This is a genomic window from Jejuibacter sp. L23, assembly GCF_050815825.1.
Taxonomy (GTDB): Bacteria; Pseudomonadota; Gammaproteobacteria; order Enterobacterales; family Enterobacteriaceae; genus Jejubacter; species Jejubacter calystegiae.
Genome location: NZ_CP138199.1, coordinates 1178103 through 1199760 on the forward strand (window position 1 = coordinate 1178103; position 21658 = coordinate 1199760).

The 21658-nt window shown below is 54.7% G+C and carries 20 protein-coding genes; 10 read left to right on the forward strand and 10 right to left on the reverse strand.

Annotation, left to right across the window (positions count from 1 at the left end; translation table 11 throughout):
- On the forward strand, nucleotides 1-423 hold the full coding sequence (locus SCU88_RS05430; protein ID WP_138095999.1) for a type II toxin-antitoxin system HicB family antitoxin: 423 nt from the start codon (nucleotides 1-3) through the stop codon (nucleotides 421-423).
- Here SCU88_RS05430 and yajL read toward each other — a convergent pair whose 3' ends face one another.
- Together yajL and panE are read right to left on the reverse strand one after the other, a co-directional pair.
- Entirely contained in the window at nucleotides 424-1017 is a 594-nt protein-coding gene (gene yajL / locus SCU88_RS05435) for a protein deglycase YajL (protein ID WP_138096000.1), read from the reverse strand. It lies immediately after the preceding gene.
- A complete protein-coding gene (panE, locus tag SCU88_RS05440; protein ID WP_175339383.1) occupies nucleotides 980-1891 on the reverse strand; it encodes a 2-dehydropantoate 2-reductase in 912 nt (303 codons plus the stop codon). Before panE ends, yajL begins: the two co-directional genes overlap by 38 nt.
- A 134-nt stretch (nucleotides 1892-2025) precedes the next feature.
- On the opposite strand from panE, the gene SCU88_RS05445 reads away from it, so the two are divergent.
- On the forward strand, nucleotides 2026-2517 hold the full coding sequence (locus SCU88_RS05445) for a YajQ family cyclic di-GMP-binding protein (RefSeq protein ID WP_138096002.1): 492 nt from the start codon (nucleotides 2026-2028) through the stop codon (nucleotides 2515-2517).
- A 36-nt stretch (nucleotides 2518-2553) separates the two neighbouring features.
- Here the strand turns inward: SCU88_RS05445 and SCU88_RS05450 are convergent, their stop codons facing one another.
- The 8 genes from SCU88_RS05450 to SCU88_RS05485 all read right to left on the reverse strand — a co-directional run bounded on the left by SCU88_RS05450 (nucleotide 2554) and on the right by SCU88_RS05485 (nucleotide 11414).
- Nucleotides 2554-3924: an MFS transporter gene (locus SCU88_RS05450; RefSeq protein ID WP_175339384.1), complete on the reverse strand. Its 1371-nt coding sequence runs from the start codon at nucleotides 3922-3924 to the stop codon at nucleotides 2554-2556.
- Between the two features lie 146 nt (nucleotides 3925-4070).
- Nucleotides 4071-4958, reverse strand: a complete 888-nt coding sequence (gene cyoE / locus SCU88_RS05455; RefSeq protein ID WP_138096004.1) for a heme o synthase — start codon at nucleotides 4956-4958, stop codon at nucleotides 4071-4073.
- Between the two features lie 10 nt (nucleotides 4959-4968).
- Nucleotides 4969-5298: a cytochrome o ubiquinol oxidase subunit IV gene (locus SCU88_RS05460; RefSeq protein ID WP_138096005.1), complete on the reverse strand. Its 330-nt coding sequence runs from the start codon at nucleotides 5296-5298 to the stop codon at nucleotides 4969-4971.
- Nucleotides 5298-5906, reverse strand: coding sequence for a cytochrome o ubiquinol oxidase subunit III (locus SCU88_RS05465; protein WP_138096006.1), 609 nt, complete (start codon nucleotides 5904-5906; stop codon nucleotides 5298-5300). The genes SCU88_RS05460 and SCU88_RS05465 overlap by 1 nt, the downstream gene beginning before the upstream one ends.
- Nucleotides 5896-7887: a cytochrome o ubiquinol oxidase subunit I gene (gene cyoB, locus SCU88_RS05470; protein ID WP_175339385.1), complete on the reverse strand. Its 1992-nt coding sequence runs from the start codon at nucleotides 7885-7887 to the stop codon at nucleotides 5896-5898. Before cyoB ends, SCU88_RS05465 begins: the two co-directional genes overlap by 11 nt.
- Nucleotides 7888-7891: 4 nt before the next feature.
- Entirely contained in the window at nucleotides 7892-8863 is a 972-nt protein-coding gene (gene cyoA / locus SCU88_RS05475; RefSeq protein ID WP_138096008.1) for a cytochrome o ubiquinol oxidase subunit II, read from the reverse strand.
- A 436-nt stretch (nucleotides 8864-9299) separates the two neighbouring features.
- Nucleotides 9300-10784, reverse strand: coding sequence for a muropeptide MFS transporter AmpG (gene ampG / locus SCU88_RS05480; RefSeq protein WP_175339386.1), 1485 nt, complete (start codon nucleotides 10782-10784; stop codon nucleotides 9300-9302).
- A gap of 51 nt (nucleotides 10785-10835) precedes the next feature.
- Nucleotides 10836-11414 carry a lipoprotein gene (locus SCU88_RS05485; RefSeq protein ID WP_138096010.1) on the reverse strand — a complete coding sequence of 193 codons (579 nt, stop codon included), beginning with the start codon at nucleotides 11412-11414 and terminating at the stop codon, nucleotides 10836-10838.
- A gap of 284 nt (nucleotides 11415-11698) precedes the next feature.
- On the opposite strand from SCU88_RS05485, the gene bolA reads away from it, so the two are divergent.
- The 8 genes from bolA (at nucleotide 11699) to SCU88_RS05525 (ending at nucleotide 21601) form a co-directional block, all read left to right on the forward strand.
- Entirely contained in the window at nucleotides 11699-12019 is a 321-nt protein-coding gene (gene bolA / locus SCU88_RS05490) for a transcriptional regulator BolA (protein ID WP_138096011.1), read from the forward strand.
- Nucleotides 12020-12358: 339 nt separating this feature from the next.
- The gene (gene tig, locus SCU88_RS05495) at nucleotides 12359-13657 is read left to right on the forward strand and encodes a trigger factor (RefSeq protein WP_175339387.1); all 1299 of its coding nucleotides are present in this window, start codon (nucleotides 12359-12361) and stop codon (nucleotides 13655-13657) included.
- Between the two features lie 293 nt (nucleotides 13658-13950).
- A complete protein-coding gene (clpP, locus tag SCU88_RS05500; RefSeq protein ID WP_138096013.1) occupies nucleotides 13951-14574 on the forward strand; it encodes an ATP-dependent Clp endopeptidase proteolytic subunit ClpP in 624 nt (207 codons plus the stop codon).
- A 138-nt stretch (nucleotides 14575-14712) separates the two neighbouring features.
- Complete coding sequence (gene clpX, locus SCU88_RS05505; RefSeq protein ID WP_138096014.1) at nucleotides 14713-15990, forward strand: ATP-dependent protease ATP-binding subunit ClpX; 1278 nt, start codon at nucleotides 14713-14715, stop codon at nucleotides 15988-15990.
- 189 nt (nucleotides 15991-16179) lie between these two features.
- Complete coding sequence (lon, locus tag SCU88_RS05510; RefSeq protein ID WP_138096015.1) at nucleotides 16180-18534, forward strand: endopeptidase La; 2355 nt, start codon at nucleotides 16180-16182, stop codon at nucleotides 18532-18534.
- A gap of 223 nt (nucleotides 18535-18757) precedes the next feature.
- Nucleotides 18758-19030: a nucleoid-associated protein HU-beta gene (hupB, locus tag SCU88_RS05515; RefSeq protein ID WP_138096016.1), complete on the forward strand. Its 273-nt coding sequence runs from the start codon at nucleotides 18758-18760 to the stop codon at nucleotides 19028-19030.
- Between the two features lie 227 nt (nucleotides 19031-19257).
- Nucleotides 19258-21129: a peptidylprolyl isomerase gene (gene ppiD, locus SCU88_RS05520; protein ID WP_175339388.1), complete on the forward strand. Its 1872-nt coding sequence runs from the start codon at nucleotides 19258-19260 to the stop codon at nucleotides 21127-21129.
- 151 nt (nucleotides 21130-21280) lie between these two features.
- Nucleotides 21281-21601, forward strand: a complete 321-nt coding sequence (locus tag SCU88_RS05525) for a helix-hairpin-helix domain-containing protein (protein ID WP_175339389.1) — start codon at nucleotides 21281-21283, stop codon at nucleotides 21599-21601.
- The last annotated feature ends 57 nt before the right edge of the window (nucleotides 21602-21658 follow it).

Below are 21658 nucleotides of genomic sequence, written 5' to 3' on the forward strand. Positions count from 1 at the left end.
ATGCGTTATAAGGTTAATCTTGAAGTGGCACAGGAGGGGGGATGGTTTGTCTCTTTCCCCGATATTCCTGAGGCTCTTACCCAGGGCGACAGTCGTGAGGAAGCACTGGCGATGGCTCAGGACGCCCTGGTGACTGCGTTTGATTTCTACTTCGAAGATGGTCGCCAGATTCCGGCTCCGGCGAGCATTCAACGCGATGATAACTGGGTCGATGTGCCCGCCAGCGTTGCAGCGAAGGTGATATTGCTTAATGCGCTGCTGGAAGCGGAGATCTCTCAGGCCGATTTGGCGCGCCGTTTACGTACCCGTCCCCAGGAGGTGTCCCGTATTGTAAACCTGGCGCATCCGACCAAAATCGATACTATTGAGCGGGCGCTGGCGGCATTGGGGCTGCGGCTGGAACTGTCCGCGACTCCGGGTTGATCACTCCTGGTAGTAGTTATAGATCCCCGCCGCCATCACCAGTTGGCCTGCGACTTCATGGGCCTTTTCGGTGCTGACCAGCAGATCGATAATCTTCAGCGCGAAATCGATGGCGGTGCCTGGCCCCTGGCTGGTTAGCAGGTTAAAGCGGGGATCCCAGACTACACGGCGTTCCTTCCATTGCTCCGTTGGAATGGTCTCTTTCAGACCGGGAAAGCCGGTCATATTGGCGCCGGGAAACAGATTGTGGGGGACCAGCACTGTGCCTGCGGCAGCGCAGATGGCGGCCACAATACGCCCCGAAAGATGAAACTGGCGGACGGTCTCTACTAACAGCGGACTATCGCGAAAGCATTGCGCGCCGCCAAGTCCGCCAGGCAGAATAATCACATCGAATTCGCCATCGGCGACCTTAACCAGCGGCGCATCGGTCAGTAGTCGGACGCCGCGTGAGCAGGTGATGGTTAAATCGCCGTCGCTGGCTACGCTGGCGGTCGTGACTTTAATCCCCGCTCGTACCAGCAGATCGATAGTGGTGACGGCTTCCGTCTCTTCACTACCAGGCGCCAGGCAAACCAGTGCTGATGCGCTCATAGTCATTCTCCTTACGTTTTATCTGTTCGAACAGGCGGCTATTGTGCGGCGCTTCCAGTCCATGAGCACGGGCGCGTTTCAGCAGATAGCCGGTGATGTAGTCGATTTCGGTGTGACGTCGGGCGCGCACGTCCTGCAGCATGGAGGAGGCATTCCCTGCGGTGGCGCCAATCACCTGCCATACGTAGTCGAGTAATCCTTCCCGTGAGGTGTGGTGCCCTTCGCGTGCCATCACCAGCGCCACTTCGTTGCAGATAAGCTCCACCTCACCAGGCCGGGCGCGCAGAGCGCCATTGTTACAGTCGTGCAGGGCCGTCAGGGGGTTAATAGCGCAGTTGACCGCCAGTTTTTTCCAGGCAATGGCGCTGATGTTATCGTGCCAGGCGACATCGGGCAGGGCGTGCTGTAGCGCTACCGCCAGTCCACTATGCCGTTGCCCAGCCTCGTTACCCGGTCCAATATGCGTCAGGCCGTTGGCGACGTGGATGACCTTATTACCTTCGCGCTTTGCCGCCTGTGTAGTCACGCCCACCAGTAGCGGCTGGCGTACGCCCTTGAGCTCCTCCAGGGTCCCCATTCCATTGTGCAGCAACAGTATTGGACTGTTTTCCGGTAATTCTGCGACCAGGTGGCGCACCGCGTCGGAAACCTGCCAGGCTTTCAGTGTCACCAGTAGCAGGTCGCTGTGAGCCAGAAAATCGCGATTATTGGCGGTGAACGTTAGATTAATGTGAGTGCCGTCTGTCTCTGTGACATCGGCTGTGCACGAGGTCTGGGGAACGCGCAACCAGCCCTGCAATTGATGGTGCTGTTTGTACAGGGCTGTGAGCCACAACTGGCCCAGCGCGCCGCAACCCAGTACGGTAATCTTCATTATTCCTCCCCACCGGCCGTGGTCCGGTGTTATGCATTGATGACACGAAGCCGGGGGCGATCCCCGTCTGCGTGTTGTTTTGTGCAGCTTAGTGGGTATTATGCAATGCGACAAAACAGGAGGGAGATAAAAACATGCCATCTTTTGACATTGTATCCGAAGTCGATATGCAGGAAGTGCGTAACGCGGTGGATAACGCCAGCCGCGAACTGGAGACCCGCTTCGACTTCCGTAACGTAACCGCAAGCTTTGATCTTAATGATAAAAATCAGACGATTAAGGTCGTTAGCGAGTCTGATTTTCAGGTTAACCAACTGCTGGATATCCTGCGCAGCAAGCTCCTGAAGCGTAATATCGAAGGCAGCGCTATCGAAGTGCCGGACGAGTTTGAGCACAGCGGTAAGACCTGGAGCGTGGACGCAAAACTGAAGCAGGGGATTGAGACTGCGCAGGCGAAGAAAATCGTGAAGCTGATTAAAGACAGCAAGCTGAAGGTGCAGGCTCAGATCCAGGGGGAGCAGGTGCGGGTAACCGGCAAGTCACGCGACGATCTGCAGTCAGTGATGGCGCTGGTGCGCGGTGGTAATCTGGGACAGCCTTTCCAGTTTACTAACTTCCGCGACTAACGCGGATGATGGGGGAGGGGTGTCTCCCCCATGCTGTCAGGCAGCAGTGCCGTTGATGATTTGTTCGATATCGAAACGGTTGGTCACTTTGCTGTCAATTTTCACGTAGGCGCTGCCCTCAGCAGGGACGATAATCGCCTCGCTTACGCCGGGAGCAGCCAGCAGACGACGCTGTAGATCGGGATCCCGGGCTGCTGCTTCATTCAGCTCCACGCGCAGGCTGCTTACATAGGGCGGCTCGCTCATGGTCATGCTTACCAGCAGCCAGAGGGTTGCCAGTAGCGCGCCGCACAGAAAAACGGTCTGGGAATCGAGCAGACCGTCCAGCCAGCCTCCCAGCGAACCTCCGATGGCAACGCCGATAAACTGGCTGGTGGAATAAACGCCCATCGCCGTTCCTTTATAGCCAGCCGGGGACTCTTTACTGATAAGCGACGGTAGCAGCGCTTCCATCAGGTTAAAGGCCAGGAAGAACAGTTGAACGCCCAGCGCCAGGGTCCAGAAGCCGGTACCGGCGCCCCAGAGTACAATCTCCGCAATAATAATCAGTGCCACGCAGCCGACGAAGACGCGCTTCATCCGGCGTTTGACTTCGGCATAAATAATCAGCGGCAGCACCGATGCGAATGCGATTAGCATGGTGCACAGATAAACCTTCCAGTGCTGTTCGGCAGGGAGTCCTGCCCGCTCCAGCTCGCCAGGCAGCGCCACAAAGGTGGACATCAGCAGGATATGCAGACACATAATGCCGAAGTTCAGCTTCAGCAACTTCGGGTTGCTCATCACTTTACTAAAACAGCCACGTACCATGCCTGAGTCGCGATTCAGCACATGGTTTTCACTGGAGGGGACAACCAGCAGCGTAATGACGATGCCCAGGGTCGCCAGTAGAGCGATCATCCAGAACAGCCCGTGCAGTCCGACGGCATGCGTTACTATGGGGCCCAGCACCATCGCGATAGCGAAGGTGACCCCGAAGCTGATGCCGATAAACGCCATGGCCTTGGTGCGGTTCTGTTCCCGGGTGAGGTCTGAAAGCAGCGCCATGACTGCGGCGGCAATCGCGCCTGAGCCCTGCAGGGCGCGGCCGAGGATGACGCCCCAGATGGAGTGGGAGAGGGCGGCAATAACGCTACCCAGCACGAATATCAACAGGCCGCCGATAATCAGCGGTTTACGGCCAATGCGATCGGAAAGCAGGCCGAAAGGAATCTGGAAGATAGCCTGAGCCAGGCCGTAGATGCCGATCGCCAGACCGATGAGCGCTTCGCTGGCGCCCTGTAGCGCCATGCCCCATGTGGTCAGAACCGGCAGCACCATAAACATGCCCAGCATGCGTAGTGAAAAGACCGTCCCTAACCCCCAGGTGGCGCGCCGCTCCAGGGGCGTCATTTTATAGTCGTTCATTAGTACCTCGGAATAAAAGCCGGACATAGTGTAGTGTGCGGCCAGGGAGGGGTAAATATTAGCTTGTTTAGCAAATATTACAGGAAGTTACCTGCAAGATGCCGATAAAAAAGGCCGCTTACGCGGCCTTTTCGTCATGCAGTGAGTTATCTGACCCAGGTCAACAGGTTACCGGATTCCGGCACCATAAAGTCGACCGACATCATCACGCTCAGCGAAGTGATAGCGACGATAGAGAAGACGAAAAGCTTACGGGCCCAGACGCGATCGTTCTCGGTCTTATAGCCAGAAAGCGCCATCCCCAGCCACCATACGCTAACCGCCGCGGCAACAATCAGATACTTGTAACCGGCGTAGCCGCTCAGCGACAGCATCAGCGTGGCCACTGCAAAAGCGATGATGTAGAGCGTAATGTGGTTCTTTGCCACAGGCACGCCTTTCACTACCGGCAGAACCGGAATGTTGGCGGCCTGATAATCCTTAAAGCGGAAGATGGCAATCGCATAGGAGTGCGGCATCTGCCACAGGCTAAAGATAGCCAGCAGGATCAGGGCTCCAGCGTCGAACTCGTTGGTGACAGCACAGTAGCCGATCACCGGCGGCGCCGCGCCGGAGAGACTGCCGATCAACGTACCGTAGACGGACTTGCGCTTCATATACAGGCTGTAGACGCCTACATAAACCACGAAGCCCATCACCGCCAGCCACATGGCTAGCGGGTTGGCACCAAACCACAGCATCATGAAGCCAGCAATACCCAACAAGGTGGCGTACACCAGCGATACTTTCGGTGAGATCAGGCCTTTTACCAGCACCCGATTCTTCGTTCTCTCCATTTTCTGGTCGATGTCGCGGTCGATCACGTTGTTATAAACGCAACCAGACGCCACCACCAGCGATACGCCCATCAGGGTGTAAAGGAAGAGGGGATAGTCAATACTGCCCTGTGAGGCCAGTAAAAATCCCCCTATGACAGAAATTAAATTCCCGAAAATAATTCCTGGTTTCGTGACTTGCAGGTATTGCTTAATCATTTTGCCGCTCTTAGTGAAGCATCATGTTGTGGTTAAGATTCCACATAATCCAAATCGAGCCCACCACCACGATGGCGATGATTAGCACGGTAAAGACAAAGGCAATCATGTTCCAGCCGCCCTCCGAAGAGGTGTTCAGGTGCAGGAAGCACGACAGATGGACCAGAAGCTGAATCACTGCGGTCACCACAATCACCCAGAGCAGGGTAGAGGGGGACGCGCTGCCATTCATTACCATCCAGAAGGGGATCACCGTCAGGATGATAGAGAGAATGAACCCGGTCATGTAGGTCTTAACGCTGCCGTGATGTGCGCCGGCGTGTTCGTTGGAATGACTCATTACATCGCCCCCATCAGGTAGACTACAGAGAAGACACAGATCCAGACCACATCCAGGAAGTGCCAGAACATGCTCAGGCACATTACGCGGGTGCGGTTAGTGCTGGTCAGGCCACGACGGCTAATCTGAACCATCAGCACCAGCATCCAGATAAGACCCGAGGTCACGTGCAGACCGTGGGTACCGACCAGTGCAAAGAAGGCTGACAGGAAGCCGCTGCGATCCGGACCGAACCCTTCGGCAATCAGGTGATGGAATTCATAGATTTCCATCCCGATAAATCCGGCCCCGAACAGGAAGGTCAGGGCGAGCCAGGTCATGACCTGGCCCCGGTTCTGTTTGTTCATGGCGATAACCGCCATGCCGTAGGTGATGGAGCTGAACAGCAGCAGGAACGTCTCTACCAGCACGAAAGGCAGTTCGAAGATGTCCTTGCCGGTCGGGCCGCCAGCAGTGCCGTTCACCAGAACGGCATAGGTTGCGAACAGCGTTGCAAAGATAATGCAATCGCTCATCAGGTAGATCCAGAAGCCAAAGACCTTATTGGCGCCTGCATCGTGGTGCCCATGATCGTGGGCGTTCGCGTGAGACAGAGTATCAGTTGACATTTTTCAGCCCCGCCTTGCTAATTTCGTCAAAATGCTGGTTTTCCAGTTTTTCGATCTCTTTGACCGGCACGTAGTAATCCACGTCCTCGTCAAAGCTTTTCACAATCCAGGTGACGATCATGCCGGCGAAACCGACGATGGCCAGCCACCAGATGTGCCAGATCATGGCAAAACCGAAGACCGTAGCGAATGCAGCGATGACGATACCCGCGCCGCTGTTTTTCGGCATATGAATCTCTTCATACTGGGCAGGTTGCTTATACGCTTCGCCTTTCTCTTTCATTTCCCAGAACGCATCGCGCTCGTGGATCTGAGGAACTTTTGCGAAGTTGTAGAACGGCGGCGGAGAAGAAGTCGCCCACTCCAGAGTACGGCCACCCCACGGGTCACCGGTCAGGTCACGGTTCTGATCGCGGTCACGAATAGAGACGTAGAACATGATCAGCTGGCACAGGATACCCAGAGCGATAAGTACAGCACCGCCAGCGGCAACCATCAGCATCGGATGGAACTGCGGGTCGATATCCTGGCTCAGACGACGGGTCATCCCCATGAAGCCCAGCACGTACAGCGGCATAAAGGCAACGAAGAAGCCGATGATCCAGAACCAGAAGGCGCGCTTGCCCCATTTCTCGTTCAGAGTGAAGCCAAAGGCTTTCGGCCACCAGTAAGCCAGACCTGCAAAGCAACCAAAGACCACGCCGCCGATGATGACGTTATGGAAGTGGGCAATCAGGAACAGACTGTTGTGCAGCACGAAGTTGGCGCCCGGTACGGCCAGCAGAACCCCGGTCATACCACCAATGGTAAAGGTAACGATAAAGCCCACGGTCCACAGCATGGAAGAGTGGAAGGTGATGCGGCCCTGATACATGGTAAACAGCCAGTTGAAGATCTTCACCCCGGTCGGGATGGCGATAATCATAGTGGTGATACCGAAGAAGGCGTTAACGTTAGCTCCTGAACCCATCGTGAAGAAGTGGTGCAGCCACACGATGAAGGAGAGGATGGTGATACATACGGTCGCCCACACCAGCGAGGTGTAACCGAACAGACGTTTCTTAGAGAAGGTCGCGGTAATTTCAGAGAAGACCCCAAATACCGGCAGAACCAGGATGTACACTTCCGGATGGCCCCAGGCCCAGATCAGGTTGATGTACATCATCATGTTGCCGCCCATATCGTTGGTAAAGAAATGGGTACCCAGATAGCGGTCCAGGGTCAGCAACGCGATAGTCACCGTCAGAATCGGGAACGAAGCGATGATCAGGATGTTGGCGCACAGTGATGCCCAGGTAAATACCGGCATCTTGAACATGGTCATACCCGGTGCGCGCATCTTCATGATGGTCACGAAGAAGTTAATACCGGTCAGCGTGGTACCAATACCCGATAGCTGTAGACTCCATATCCAGTAATCGACCCCGACCGTTGGACTGTACTCTATGCCTGAAAGCGGCGGATAGGCCAGCCAACCGGTCTGGGCGAATTCACCCACCCCGAGAGAGAGGTTAACCAGAATAACGCCGACAACCGTGAACCAGAAGCTCAGGTTGTTCAGGAAGGGATATGCCACGTCGCGTGCGCCGATCTGCAGCGGAACCACCAGGTTCATCAGACCGATAACGAACGGCATCGCCACGAAGAAGATCATGATAACGCCGTGGGCGGTAAAGATCTGATCGTAGTGATGGGGGGGCAGATAGCCGGCTTCGCCGGCCGAGGCCAACGCCTGCTGGCTACGCATCATGATGGCATCGGAGAAACCACGAATCAGCATGACAATCGCCACGATGATATACATGATCCCTAAGCGTTTGTGGTCCACCGAAGTGAGCCACTCTTTCCACAGGTATGACCACTTACCGAAGTAAGTGATGGCCGCTAATAGCGCCAGCCCCCCGATAATAATTGCCGATATGGTAACCATGATAATAGGTTCATGGTACGGGACGGCATCCAGTGTCAATTTTCCAAACATCGTATTATTCCTCGGCGCCCTGATGAGAGGTTTCCGCATTGCTCATGGTCATGCCCTCAACGCCAGAAGCGTGGCTTGCGTGCCCGCCTTCAGCGTGGTCCATATCCATGTCCTGGCCGTGCGCCATGAATTTGTTAACGACTGCTCGGAACAATTCAGGCTTCACGCTGGAGAAGTACTCGACCTTGTTGTTTTCACTGGGGGCTGCGATTTTCTCGTAGGCCGCCATATCGTTGATCGCGTTAGGAGACTGTTTAACTTTGTCTACCCACTGATCGAAAGACGCACGGTCGGGTGTTGCAATGGCTTTGAATTTCATACCGGAGAAACCAGGGCCGCTGTAGCTGGAGGAGATACCGTTGTATGTCCCTGCTTCGTTGGCGATCAGGTGCAGTTTGGTCTGCATACCTGCCATGGCGTAGATCTGGCTACCCAGACGCGGAATAAAGAAGGAGTTCATCACCGAGTTGGAGGTAATCTTAAACTCTACCGGTGTATTGGCCGGGAAGGCGATCTCATTCACCGTAGCGATACCCTGCTCCGGATAGATGAAGAACCACTTCCAGTCCATAGAAACAACTTCAATGGTGACGGGTTTTTCGTCTTTCTGGGCTGCCAGCGGCTTGTATGGATCCAGCGAGTGGCTGGTTTTCCAGGTTAGCACGGCAAGGAAGACGATGATAAGGATGGGGACAATCCAGACGACAGCTTCGACTTTGTTGGAGTGCGACCAGTTAGGCGTGTACTTCGCATCCTTGTTGCTCGCACGGTATTTCCAGGCAAAGGCGACTGCCATCAGAACGGCCGGAATCACGACAATCAACATCAGGCCAAATGCCGTCAGTATCAGTGAACGTTGCTCCAGGCCGACTTGCCCTTTGGGGTCTAACAATGCCGCATCACAGCCGCTGAGTAATACAGTGCCTGCGATTAACGACAGCAGTCCCAAACTTTTATTGTATTTCCTGAGTCTCATTTAACGACCTCAATTCCACGGGGATCTGGTGGCGTTTAAAGTGTGCGGGCATTTTACGGGATGGTTACATTACTGTAAACATGGGGGGTGATGTGTCAGAGAGCTGTTACCGGGTTCTGTTGGTAGTGTCACATGAGATGCAACAAAATGTAAAACAACAGAGGCGACGGGCACATGACGGGGATTATAACCAAATTAAATGTAAAGAAACGTCAATCAGGCACATTGGTATAACCATTCGGATAAAACCAACAAATAATTAACAAAACAACATCAAACAATAAACAAAAAAGGCGGGAAAATAATTCCGCACCGTGCTGAACCGTTTAATTCCATGCGCACGTAATGACAACCAGAATTATTTTTCACCGCCCTTTTTGTTAACCATAAATATTCAAATTGACGTTTGTTTGACCATAAATTAGCCACTTTGGTTTTATGTCGCGGCACGTTTCTCGTCGCGGCGTAGCGCCAGCCAGTCCAGCACGCTGCCAAACAGAATACCCATTGCCGCCAGTAGTGCTCCCCACTCCAGCAGGATGGTGCCAAAACTGAAGGCCGTGATATCCAGCGCATTCAGGATCAATACTAAAAGCCAGGCGCCCAGCAGCAGGCAGCCTGTGCCCAACAGGCGTAACGCAAAGCGATAACCGCCAGCGAAAGCACTACGGGTCATAAAGTCGCCGGTGCGCTGGGTGTACTCCAGAGTACTGCGGCATAACAGCAACAGCAGAATGCCGGGAACCGCGGCGGCGACGGAAAAGAGATAGAACTCGGACCAGCCATGGGTTTCAACAAACCAGCCCGCGATGGGGCCAACATAGACCCTCCCCACTGCCGACAGCGCTGAAAGCAGGGCGAACTGGGTGGCGGAAAAGGACTTATTACACAGCGTCATCAGTAGTGCGACAAAGGCTGAGGTCCCCATACCGCCGCACAGGTTTTCGAAGAAGACGGCGCCAGCCATGCTGAACATATGTTTATCGGTAATGGAAAGCAGCCAGTAACCTGCGTTGGAAACCCCCTGTAGAATGCCGAAGATCAGCAGGGCCCGGAACAGGCTCATCCGCTGCATCAGAGCGCCGCCATACAGTGCCCCAACGATGGTCGCGAGCAGCCCCAGGGTTTTATTCACCACGCCCACTTCACCGGCATCGAAGCCGACGCCGCGGATCAGAAAGGTCGTGGTCAGGCTCATGGCGAAGGCGTCGCCAAGCTTATACATCACGATCAATAACAGAATCAGCCAGGCGTTGTTGCGGCCGAAAAAGTCGCGTAGCGGCGCCACCACGGCCTCTTCCAGACTTTTAGGCACCGGAATGGCGTCTGTCGGCTCAGGGGCCAGCCAGGTCGCTATCAGGCAGGGAATCAGCAGTGCGGCCATCAGCCAGTAGGTGGCATTCCAGCCCAGATATTTATCCGCCAGCCATAGCGCCAGACCGCCAGACACCAGCATTGCCAGACGGTAGCCCAACACGCTGATAGCAGCGCCGCCGCCACGCTCTTCCGGCGGCAGCACGTCGGTCTTCCAGGCATCGAAGGCGATGTCCTGAGACGCAGAGCAGAAGGCGATCAGTACTGCCAGTGCCGCCATCCAGCGCAGGTTGCTGGCGGGATCCAGAAAGCCCATTCCGGCAATGGCCACTAGCAGCAGAAGCTGGGTAATCAGCAGCCAGCCGCGACGTCGGCCAAACAGCGGCGGACAGTAGCGGTCCATCGCGGGCGACCACAGGAATTTAAAGACGTAAGCCTGACCCACCAGAGAGAAAAAGCCGATGGTCTTAAGATCGATATTTTCTACCGTCATCCAGGCCTGGAGCGTGCCGGAAGTCAGGGCGAGAGGGAGGCCGGATGCGAAGCCCAGAATCAGCAAAACCGCTGATTTAGGTTGCTGGAAGAGGCGAAGGTAGTGACTACTCATGAGAAACCCGGTGACGGGCCCGGCATGGCTGCCGGGCCGTAAGTGCGGCGATTAACGGGCGTTCTTTTTAATAAAGTCGTGAACGCTGGTGTCCTGCGCCATTTCGGCAATGGTGTCAGTCAGTACGGTGTTAACCGCGTTAGTGATATTTTTGTTGGTGGCCTGGAAGGCACCTTCCACGGTATAAGTGGAACGGTACTGCTTGGTCATGGTGTTGCCATTCTGAGCCGTGGCAACGATAGAGATATCGGCCTTAGTCGCGATGTTGTAACGCACGTTCCCCTGGGAAACGTCGGCGAACAGCTGGTTAACGATAATCTGCAGATCGACCGGCGCGCTCGGACCAACCATATATCCGCGGGCGGTCATCTGTTTTTCCAGCACTTCCTGAAGCAGGAACCGCAGATCGCGGGAAGGCGTCAGGGTCACCAGTTGGTTATTACGGTTGACCTTAGCCAGCGCCTGATCGGTACGTTTGTCTGCTCCGTTAATGCTGACAGTCACGCCCATCAGGCTGGGATCCTGCTGGGGCAGGGCTATTTTGGGGGAGACTTCAATCGTGTTGGACTGCGAAGCACAACCAGCCAGCATAGCCAGCGCCATCAGCGGTAAGAGTATTTTCTTGAACATGTTCACTTGTCTCGAATGTCACAAAGGCAGCAAAATTCCGGCCATCATATCATTGCTGCCGGTAAGGGGAAGTGCCAAACGCAGGTATTCCCCCCAGATTCCTCCTTTTTAAGAGTCGAAGTAAGGAAATGCCCATTTTTGCACAGGTGACTGATGTATCAGCTATGTTAGGATTCTTTCCCCTGAAGGGCCGGGTTTTTTATTGTTAAATGCATTGGAAGCGGTAAAAGCGGCTAACATTGAAAGGGATGGGTGACATCCCCTGCGTTGTCGAGGTAAGCATTATGATGGTACGCGAGCGAATAGAAGCAAAATTAAGAGCAGCCTTTGACCCCGTGTTCCTGGAAGTCGTTGATGAGAGCTATCGTCACAATGTCCCTGCGGGCTCTGAAAGCCATTTTAAAGTCGTTCTGGTAAGCGATCGCTTTGCCGGAGAACGTTTTTTAAACCGTCATCGTCTGATTTATGGGGTATTAACCGAAGAACTGGCCGGTAGCGTTCACGCACTGGCGCTGCATACCTACACCCACAAAGAGTGGGAAGGATTGCAGGATACCGTGGTGGCTTCGCCGCCCTGCCGGGGAGCCGGTAGCAGCATCGCCTGACGTTAAAGTCGGCGGCGACAGGAGCCGCCGCATTCTCACGTTGTAAAACAGCGCCAGCCACATCAGTGACTGGCGCTGTTTTATTGCCTGCCCGGGTATCGAAGCCAGAATCGGTATCGGGAACTGTGAAAGAGGTCCCGGCCGCAAACTTGCGCCGTCCTCGACTCACTACAGTGATGCCGCTATAATGCTGCGTCTTAATTTTCGGAACGTCTTCGGGATGATTCTGGCGACAGGGAGTGTGACTCTGGCTTCAGAGGGGCATCCCGGTATGGAGAAGCGTGTAGTAGAACGGGCTTCCAGAGTTGACCGAGTACTGTGATTTTTTGAGGTATAAAGATGCAAGTTTCAGTTGAAACCACTCAGGGCCTTGGGCGCCGTATCACGATTACTATCGCTGCTGACAGCATCGAGAACGCTGTGAAGAGCGAGCTGGTCAACGTGGCAAAGAAAGTCCGCATTGACGGCTTCCGCAAGGGTAAAGTACCGATGAACATCGTTGCTCAGCGTTATGGCGCCTCTGTTCGCCAGGACGTTCTGGGCGACCTGATGAGCCGCAACTTCATTGATGCTATCGTTCAGGAGAAGATCAATCCGGCTGGCGCACCGCAATACGTGCCGGGCGAATACAAGCTGGGCGAAGACTACACCTACTCCGTAGAGTTTGAAGTCTACCCGGAAGTAGAGCTGCAGGGCCTGGAAGAGATCGAAGTTGAGAAGCCGGTTGTTGATGTTACCGACGCCGATCTCGACACCATGCTGGACACTCTGCGTAAGCAGCAGGCCACCTGGAAAGATAAAGAAGGCGCTGCTGAAGCAGACGACCGCGCTACCATCGACTTCACCGGCACCGTTGACGGCGAAGAGTTTGAAGGCGGTAAAGCGACTGACTTCGTACTGGCCATGGGCCAGGGCCGTATGATTCCGGGCTTTGAAGAAGGCATCGTGGGTCACAAGGCTGGCGAAGAGTTCACCATCGACGTGACCTTCCCGGAAGAGTACCACGCGGAAAACCTGAAGGGTAAAGCAGCACAGTTCGCCATCACCCTGAAGAAAGTTGAAGAGAGTGAGCTGCCGGAACTGACCGAAGAATTCATCAAGCGCTTTGGCGTGGAAGATGGTTCCATCGACGGTCTGCGCGCAGAAGTGCGTAAAAACATGGAGCGCGAGCTGAAAGGCGCGGTACGTAACCGTATCAAGTCTCAGGCGATCGACGGTCTGGTGAAAGCCAATGATATCGATGTTCCGTCTGCGCTGATCGACAGCGAAATCGACGTTCTGCGTCAGCAGGCTGCACAGCGCTTCGGCGGTAATGAGCAGCAGGCGATGGAACTGCCGCGCGAACTGTTCGAAGAGCAGGCTAAGCGCCGCGTTGTTGTTGGTCTGCTGCTGGGCGAAGTGATTCGCACCAACGAGCTGAAAGCTGACGACGAACGCGTTAAGGGCCTGATCGAAGAGATGGCTTCTGCTTACGAAGATCCGCAGGAAGTGATCGAGTTCTACAGCAAAAACAAAGAGCTGATGGACAACATGCGTAATGTCGCGCTGGAAGAGCAGGCGGTTGAAGCCGTGCTGAACAAAGCGAAAGTGACTGAAAAAGCCACTTCCTTCAGCGACCTGATGAACCAGCAGGCATAATTTCGTCTTACGCTGAAGAGCCCGTCACCTGTTGGGTGACGGGCTTTTTTTATCCCGCGTAAATGGTTCAGAAACGGGCTAAAAAGCGTAGCGGTGGGTTAGCGGACAGCCAAAAGGTTGTTATGCTTGAAACAGGGTACGATCGTCCCCACCTTTACGGGACGGTTGCCGGTAACGACTCTGGCTGATTATCCGTCGATGCGTGAGCCGGGCGCGCGCCGTAGTCAAGGCGCTAACGTCCTGGTAAAATCAGAACCAAAGGTCAGTAAGATCGAGAATTCAAGGAGACGGAAATGTCATACAGTGGCGAACAAGATCAATTTGCACCTCATATGGCGCTGGTGCCGATGGTGGTCGAACAGACCTCCCGCGGCGAGCGCTCTTACGATATTTTCTCCCGTCTGCTCAAAGAGCGCGTCATCTTCCTGACCGGTCAGGTGGAAGACCACATGGCCAATCTGATTGTGGCGCAGATGCTGTTTCTGGAAGCGGAAAACCCTGAGAAAGATATCTACCTGTACATTAACTCGCCGGGTGGGGTGATTACCGCAGGGATGTCTATTTATGACACCATGCAGTTTATTAAGCCGGACGTTAGCACTTTCTGTATGGGACAGGCGTGCTCTATGGGCGCATTTCTGCTGACCGCAGGCGCGAAAGGCAAGCGTTTCTGCATGCCGAACTCCCGCGTCATGATCCATCAGCCGCTGGGTGGTTTCCAGGGCCAGGCGACGGATATCGAGATCCACGCGCGTGAGATCCTGAAAGTGAAGTCGCGTATGAACGAACTGATGGCGCAACATTCGGGTCAGCCTCTTGAGAAAATAGAGCAGGACACCGAGCGCGATCGTTTCCTCTCCGCCGAGGAGGCGGTAGAGTACGGTCTGGTCGATTCTGTCCTGACCCACCGTAATTGATGCCCGCACGAGGGTGTGTCGCTATACTATAGGGAAAACGCGGCACACCAGCGTGTTTTGGTATCGGCTGCGCCAGCAATATTTGGGCACTTGCGTCGTCGCGTGCGGCACAAAGCAACAGAGAAGAGGTTTTGACTCATGACAGATAAGCGCAAAGACGGTTCAGGAAAACTGCTGTACTGCTCTTTTTGCGGCAAAAGCCAGCATGAAGTGCGCAAGCTGATCGCAGGGCCGTCAGTGTATATCTGCGACGAATGTGTCGATCTGTGTAACGACATCATTCGCGAAGAGATAAAAGAGGTGGCTCCGCATCGCGAACGTAGCGCATTGCCGACGCCCCACGAAATTCGTCACCACCTGGATGATTATGTCATCGGTCAGGAACAGGCTAAGAAAGTGCTGGCGGTGGCGGTGTACAATCACTACAAACGTCTGCGCAACGGCGATACCTCTAATGGGGTTGAACTGGGCAAAAGTAATATTCTGCTGATCGGTCCGACCGGTAGCGGTAAAACGCTGCTGGCAGAGACCCTGGCGCGCCTGCTGGATGTGCCCTTCACGATGGCGGATGCCACCACCCTGACCGAAGCCGGTTACGTGGGTGAGGATGTGGAGAACATCATCCAGAAGCTGCTGCAGAAATGCGATTACGACGTGCAGAAAGCGCAGCGCGGCATCGTCTATATCGATGAAATTGACAAGATCTCCCGTAAGTCGGATAACCCGTCGATCACTCGCGACGTTTCTGGCGAAGGGGTTCAGCAGGCACTGCTGAAACTCATCGAAGGCACCGTGGCTGCCGTACCGCCTCAGGGTGGTCGTAAGCATCCCCAGCAGGAGTTCCTGCAGGTTGATACTTCCAAGATCCTGTTTATCTGCGGCGGCGCATTCGCCGGGCTGGATAAGGTGATCGCTAACCGCGTTGAAACCGGCTCCGGCATTGGTTTTGGCGCGACGGTGAAAGGTAAATCCCAGAAGGCGACCGAAGGCGAGCTGTTAGGCCAGGTAGAGCCGGAAGATCTGATCAAATTTGGTCTGATTCCGGAATTTATCGGCCGTCTGCCGGTGGTTGCGACCCTGAGCGAGCTGAGCGAAGATGCGCTGATTCAGATCCTGAAAGAGCCGAAAAATGCGCTGACCAAGCAGTATCAGGCGCTGTTCAATCTGGAAGGGGTCGAGCTGGAATTCCGCGACGAAGCGTTGGAAGCTATTGCCAAAAAAGCGATGGCGCGTAAAACCGGCGCCCGTGGCCTGCGTTCCATCGTGGAAGGCGCGCTGCTGGAAACCATGTATGACCTTCCTTCCATGGAAGACGTGGACAAAGTGGTTATTGATGATTCGGTCATCGACGGTCAGTCAGAGCCGCTGCTGATCTACGGAAAATCTGAAGCTACCCAGCAGGCATCTGGTGAATAATTAACCAGATTCGACAGTGAGTTACCGTCAAAATGGGGGATTTTATCCCCCATTTTTTTTTCCTGCATTCTCGCCGTTGAATGTCCGGGAAACATCCCCATATACTGACTTAACTAGCTTTGGAGATGCCGTGAAGAGCGTTCACGTGCGCCCCATAACCTGGCGGAAACTAAACTAAGAGAGAGCTCTATGAATCCTGAGCGTTCTGAACGCATTGAAATCCCCGTATTGCCTCTGCGCGATGTGGTGGTTTATCCGCACATGGTCATTCCGTTATTTGTTGGGCGGGAGAAATCCATTCGCTGCCTGGAAGCGGCTATGGACCATGATAAAAAAATCATGCTGGTGGCGCAGAAAGAGGCTTCGACGGATGAGCCGGGTGTTAATGACCTTTTCTCCGTGGGGACCGTAGCCTCTATCCTGCAAATGCTCAAACTGCCGGATGGTACGGTCAAGGTACTGGTAGAAGGCCTGCAGCGTGCGAAGATCACCACGCTTGCCGATAATGGCGACTACTTTTCTGCCCAGGCGGAATACCTTGACTCTCCGGACATTGAAGAGCGGGAGCAGGAGGTGCTGGTACGCACCGCGGTCAGCCAGTTCGAAGGCTACATTAAGCTCAATAAAAAAATTCCCCCCGAGGTGCTGACGTCGCTCAATAGTATCGACGATCCGGCGCGCCTTGCGGATACCATCGCTGCGCATATGCCGCTCAAGCTGGCGGATAAGCAGTCGGTGCTCGAAATGTCTGACGTCAACGAACGCCTTGAATATCTGATGGCGATGATGGAGTCGGAAATCGATCTGCTGCAGGTTGAGAAACGCATTCGCAACCGCGTGAAAAAGCAGATGGAAAAGAGTCAGCGCGAGTACTACCTGAATGAGCAGATGAAGGCCATTCAGAAGGAACTCGGTGAAATGGACGATGCGCCGGACGAAAACGAAGCGCTGAAGCGCAAGATCGAAGCGGCTAAAATGCCGAAAGAGGCGCGCGAAAAGACCGAAGCTGAACTCCAGAAGCTGAAAATGATGTCGCCGATGTCGGCGGAAGCTACCGTGGTGCGCGGCTACATCGACTGGATGGTGCAGGTGCCGTGGAATACCCGCAGCAAGGTGAAGAAAAACCTGCGTCAGGCTCAGGAAGTGCTGGATACTGACCACTATGGTCTGGAGCGCGTGAAAGATCGCATTCTGGAATATCTGGCGGTGCAGAGCCGTGTGAATAAGCTGAAAGGCCCGATTCTGTGTCTGGTTGGACCGCCGGGGGTGGGGAAAACCTCTCTGGGGCAGTCCATCGCTAAAGCCACTGGTCGTAAATATGTGCGCATGGCGCTGGGCGGGGTGCGCGACGAAGCGGAAATCCGCGGTCACCGCCGTACCTATATCGGCTCTATGCCAGGCAAACTGATCCAGAAAATGGCGAAAGTGGGCGTTAAAAACCCGCTCTTCCTGCTGGATGAGATCGATAAGATGTCTTCCGACATGCGCGGCGATCCCTCTTCCGCGCTGCTTGAGGTGCTGGATCCCGAACAGAACGTGGCCTTCAACGACCACTACCTGGAAGTGGATTACGACCTCAGCGATGTAATGTTCGTGGCGACCTCTAATTCCATGAACATTCCGGCGCCGCTGCTGGACCGTATGGAAGTGATTCGTCTGTCCGGCTACACCGAAGACGAAAAGCTGAACATTGCCAAACGTCACCTGCTGCCGAAGCAGATTGAGCGTAACGCCCTGAAAAAAGGCGAACTGGTGGTGGAAGACAGTGCTATTGTCGGCATTATCCGTTACTACACCCGCGAAGCCGGGGTACGTAGCCTGGAGCGTGAAATCTCGAAACTGTGTCGTAAGGCGGTAAAACAGCTGCTGCTGGATAAGAGCCTGAAGCATATTGAGATTAACGGCGACAATCTGAAAGAGTTCCTGGGCGTTCAGCGCTTCGACTATGGCCGTGCCGACAGCGAAAACCGCATCGGCCAGGTGACCGGTCTGGCCTGGACTGAGGTTGGCGGCGATCTGCTGACTATTGAGACGGCCTGCGTGCCTGGTAAGGGCAAACTGACCTATACCGGTTCGCTGGGCGAGGTCATGCAGGAATCGATTCAGGCGGCACTGACGGTAGTGCGCGCGCGTGCGGATAAACTGGGAATTAACCCAGATTTCCACGAAAAACGCGACATACACGTGCATGTTCCTGAAGGCGCCACGCCGAAGGACGGCCCGAGCGCGGGTATCGCCATGTGTACTGCGCTGGTCTCCTGCCTTACCGGTAACCCGGTACGCGCCGATGTGGCGATGACCGGTGAGATTACGCTGCGTGGTCAGGTACTGCCCATCGGCGGTCTGAAAGAGAAGCTGCTGGCGGCACACCGCGGCGGGATTAAAACCGTGCTGATTCCGGATGAAAATAAACGCGATCTGGAAGAGATTCCTGACAACGTGATTGCCGATCTGCAGATTCATCCGGTAAAAACCATTGAAGAAGTATTGTCTCTGGCGCTGCAGGATGCTCCTTCCGGAATGCGTGTGGTAACCGAAAAATAGTGACCTGACGCAAAGAGAAGCGATAAAAAGCGGGCTGGCGGGTGAATTGTCACTTGCCAGCTTTTTTTTGACTGGCTACTTTAGATACGGTCTGGCTTATTTTTCAGACAAAGGCATGCTACAACGGGTGTTGTAAGGGCATGACATGCCTGATATAACTGCTGCGCGGTCGTACCGTGAAGGACTAAGGTGCGATATAAAAAAGAAAGAGAGGAAGAAAATAGTGAATAAATCCCAACTGATCGACAAGATTGCCGCAGGTGCTGATATTTCCAAAGCCTCGGCTGGACGTGCGTTAGATGCGTTACTGGCATCGGTTACCGAGTCTCTGAAAAGTGGAGATGACGTAGCGCTGGTTGGCTTCGGCACCTTCGCTGTTAAAGAGCGTGCTGCCCGTACCGGTCGTAATCCGCAGACCGGTAAAGAGATCAAGATCGCAGCCGCTAAAGTACCGGGCTTCCGCGCCGGTAAAGCGTTAAAAGACGCTGTGAACTGATCGCAGTGCTCGTTCGGGCATCGCGATTTTAAATGTATACAGAGAGGCACATCGTCAGATGTGCCTTTTTTATTGGCTGAAAACGTCTTTAATGCGCGATTCGGGCTGACAATGACCCTGATTTCTTGTCAAAATAGCCCTTTGCGTGCGCCGCCTCTGGCTTTGGCTGCGCAGGGTAAACCAGAGTCCCTTAAACGGGATAGATTACAGCGGAGTGCTGCGACACCATGATGGAAAATTTACGCACGGCAGCCAACAGCGTCGTGCTCAAGATCGTACTGGGTCTGATTATTGTCTCATTCGTACTGACTGGCGTGGGTAACTACCTGATTGGCGGGAACGGTAACTACGCGGCGAAGGTCAACGATCAGGAGATTAGCCGGGGCCAGTTTGAGAACGCGGTGATGGGCGAGCGCAACAAGCTACAGCAGCAGCTGGGTGAGCGCTATTCCGAACTGGCGGGCAACGAAGGCTACATGAAGGCGATGCGCCATCAGGTACTGCAGCGCATGATTGATGAAGCCCTGCTGGACCAGTATGCGAAACACCTGGGACTCGGTATCAGCGACGATCAGGTGAAGCAGGCCATCTTCAATGAACAGGCTTTCCAGAGCGATGGCAAATTCGATAATGCACGCTATAACGCCCTGATCGCTAACATGGGCATGAGCGCAGATCAGTATGCTAACGCGCTGCGTCGTCAGCTGACCACCCAGCAGCTGATCAACGCCATCATCGGCAGCGACTTTATGCTGCCAGGCGAAACCGATTCGCTGGCTGCGCTGGCAGCACAGCAGCGCGTGGTGCGTGAAGCGACTATCGACACCCGCGCGCTGGTGGCGAAGCAGCAGGCGACCGATGCGGAAATCTCCAGCTACTACGAGCAGCATAAAAATAACTTTATGCTGCCGGAACAGTTCCGCGTCAGCTACATTAAGATGGATGCGGCGCAGATGCCATCTGAGGTGAACGATGCCGATATCCAGTCCTGGTACGATCAGAATCGCGACCAGTACACTCAACCGGCCCGCTATCGCTACAGCATCATTCAGACCAAAACCGAAGCCGATGCGCAGGCGGTGCTGGATGAGCTGAAAAAAGGCGCGGACTTCGCGACCCTGGCGAAAGAAAAATCCAGCGACATTATCTCTGCCCGTAAAGGCGGTGATATGGGCTGGCTGGAACCGGCCACCACGCCAGACGAGCTGAAAAACGCCGACCTGAAAGAAAAGGGCCAGCTTTCCGGCGTCATCAAGTCCAGCGTGGGCTTCCTGGTCGCGCGCCTGGACGACCTCCAGCCGGCTAAAGTGAAGCCGCTGGCCGAGGTGCACGATGCTATCGCACAGAAACTGAAGCAGGAGAAGGGCCTGGATGCCTTCTACGCCCAGCAGCAGAAAGTGGGCGATGCGGCGATGAACGATACCGAATCGCTGGTCGGCGCCGAGCAGGCCGCGGGTGTTAAAGCGGTAGAAAGCGGCTGGTTCGATCGCAACAACCTTCCGAAAGAGCTGGACTTTAAACCGGTGGCCGATGTTATCTTTGGCGGCTCCCTGCTGGGGGAAAAAGGCACGCCGGGCAGCAACTCTGACATTATCACCGTCGATGGCGATCGCGCTTTTGTGCTGCGTATTGCTGAACATAAGCCGGAAACCGTGAAGCCGCTGGATGATGTGCGTGACCAGGTGGTAGCCGCTGTGAAACAGCAGAAGGCTGAACAGCAGGCGAAGCAGCAGGCAGACAAGCTGCTGACAGCGCTGAAAAAGGGTGAAGGCGATGCAGCCCTGAAAGAGGCGGGCGTCAGTTTTGGCGCAGCGCAAACCCTGAGCCGTAGTCAGGATCCGCTTTCCATGAAAGCTTTCGATATGCCGCTGCCGGAGAAAGGCAAACCTTCTTACGGTGTCAGTAACGACGCGAAAGGCAATATGGTGCTGCTGGCGCTGGACGAAGTTCAGGCCGGTAAAATGCCGGAAGAGCAGAAGAAAGTGATGGTCAACCGCATGACAGAAAACAATGCCGAGCTGGCTTTCGAAGCGCTGATGAGTAATCTGCGCAAAGCAGCGAAAATTAAATTGGGTGATGCGGCGGAACAACAGCAGTAATTCGGGCTCGCTTCCGCTTTTTTTGCACCCAGATGCAACAAACAAAGGCCGCTTACGCGGCCTTTTCCATATCTGAAATCCGGGGTTTGTCCGTATGGCATGGAGCTGGGTAGGGTGTCTCTACTGTTAACCAAAAGGAGAAGGAAACAGCATGAAGACTTTACTATCCCCCCTGTGGCTTACCCTGGCGCTGCTCTTCAACGGTAGCGTCGCTCACGCGGCATCTGAGGAAGTAACCCCCCAGTCGCCGGTACCGGCCCTTATTACCGCCTCTGAATCCCAGATCAGTATCAATACGGCTTCGGCAGAGGAGCTGGCAGAGGCGCTTAACGGCATTGGTCTGAAGAAGGCACAATCCATCGTGCGTTATCGGGAAGAGAACGGCCAGTTCGCCAGCATTGACGATCTGCGTTCGGTGCCGGGCGTTGGCAATGCGCTGGTGGAGCGGAATTTGTCCCGCCTTAAGCTTTAACGCCCTGAAGGCGGTCTGGTAGTGAATTTCTGCTACGCTTGTAGAGGTCATACCAGT

What these genes read in the sequence shown, in the direction of transcription:
- SCU88_RS05430 (WP_138095999.1), top strand. Translation starts at nt 1, where the DNA reads ATGCGTTATAAGGTTAATCTTGAAGTGGCACAGGAGGGGGGATGGTTT.
- yajL (WP_138096000.1), bottom strand. Translation starts at nt 1,017, where the DNA reads ATGAGCGCATCAGCACTGGTTTGCCTGGCGCCTGGTAGTGAAGAGACG.
- panE (WP_175339383.1), bottom strand. Translation starts at nt 1,891, where the DNA reads ATGAAGATTACCGTACTGGGTTGCGGCGCGCTGGGCCAGTTGTGGCTC.
- SCU88_RS05445 (WP_138096002.1), top strand. Translation starts at nt 2,026, where the DNA reads ATGCCATCTTTTGACATTGTATCCGAAGTCGATATGCAGGAAGTGCGT.
- SCU88_RS05450 (WP_175339384.1), bottom strand. Translation starts at nt 3,924, where the DNA reads ATGAACGACTATAAAATGACGCCCCTGGAGCGGCGCGCCACCTGGGGG.
- cyoE (WP_138096004.1), bottom strand. Translation starts at nt 4,958, where the DNA reads ATGATTAAGCAATACCTGCAAGTCACGAAACCAGGAATTATTTTCGGG.
- SCU88_RS05460 (WP_138096005.1), bottom strand. Translation starts at nt 5,298, where the DNA reads ATGAGTCATTCCAACGAACACGCCGGCGCACATCACGGCAGCGTTAAG.
- SCU88_RS05465 (WP_138096006.1), bottom strand. Translation starts at nt 5,906, where the DNA reads ATGTCAACTGATACTCTGTCTCACGCGAACGCCCACGATCATGGGCAC.
- cyoB (WP_175339385.1), bottom strand. Translation starts at nt 7,887, where the DNA reads ATGTTTGGAAAATTGACACTGGATGCCGTCCCGTACCATGAACCTATT.
- cyoA (WP_138096008.1), bottom strand. Translation starts at nt 8,863, where the DNA reads ATGAGACTCAGGAAATACAATAAAAGTTTGGGACTGCTGTCGTTAATC.
- ampG (WP_175339386.1), bottom strand. Translation starts at nt 10,784, where the DNA reads ATGAGTAGTCACTACCTTCGCCTCTTCCAGCAACCTAAATCAGCGGTT.
- SCU88_RS05485 (WP_138096010.1), bottom strand. Translation starts at nt 11,414, where the DNA reads ATGTTCAAGAAAATACTCTTACCGCTGATGGCGCTGGCTATGCTGGCT.
- bolA (WP_138096011.1), top strand. Translation starts at nt 11,699, where the DNA reads ATGATGGTACGCGAGCGAATAGAAGCAAAATTAAGAGCAGCCTTTGAC.
- tig (WP_175339387.1), top strand. Translation starts at nt 12,359, where the DNA reads ATGCAAGTTTCAGTTGAAACCACTCAGGGCCTTGGGCGCCGTATCACG.
- clpP (WP_138096013.1), top strand. Translation starts at nt 13,951, where the DNA reads ATGTCATACAGTGGCGAACAAGATCAATTTGCACCTCATATGGCGCTG.
- clpX (WP_138096014.1), top strand. Translation starts at nt 14,713, where the DNA reads ATGACAGATAAGCGCAAAGACGGTTCAGGAAAACTGCTGTACTGCTCT.
- lon (WP_138096015.1), top strand. Translation starts at nt 16,180, where the DNA reads ATGAATCCTGAGCGTTCTGAACGCATTGAAATCCCCGTATTGCCTCTG.
- ppiD (WP_175339388.1), top strand. Translation starts at nt 19,258, where the DNA reads ATGATGGAAAATTTACGCACGGCAGCCAACAGCGTCGTGCTCAAGATC.
- SCU88_RS05525 (WP_175339389.1), top strand. Translation starts at nt 21,281, where the DNA reads ATGAAGACTTTACTATCCCCCCTGTGGCTTACCCTGGCGCTGCTCTTC.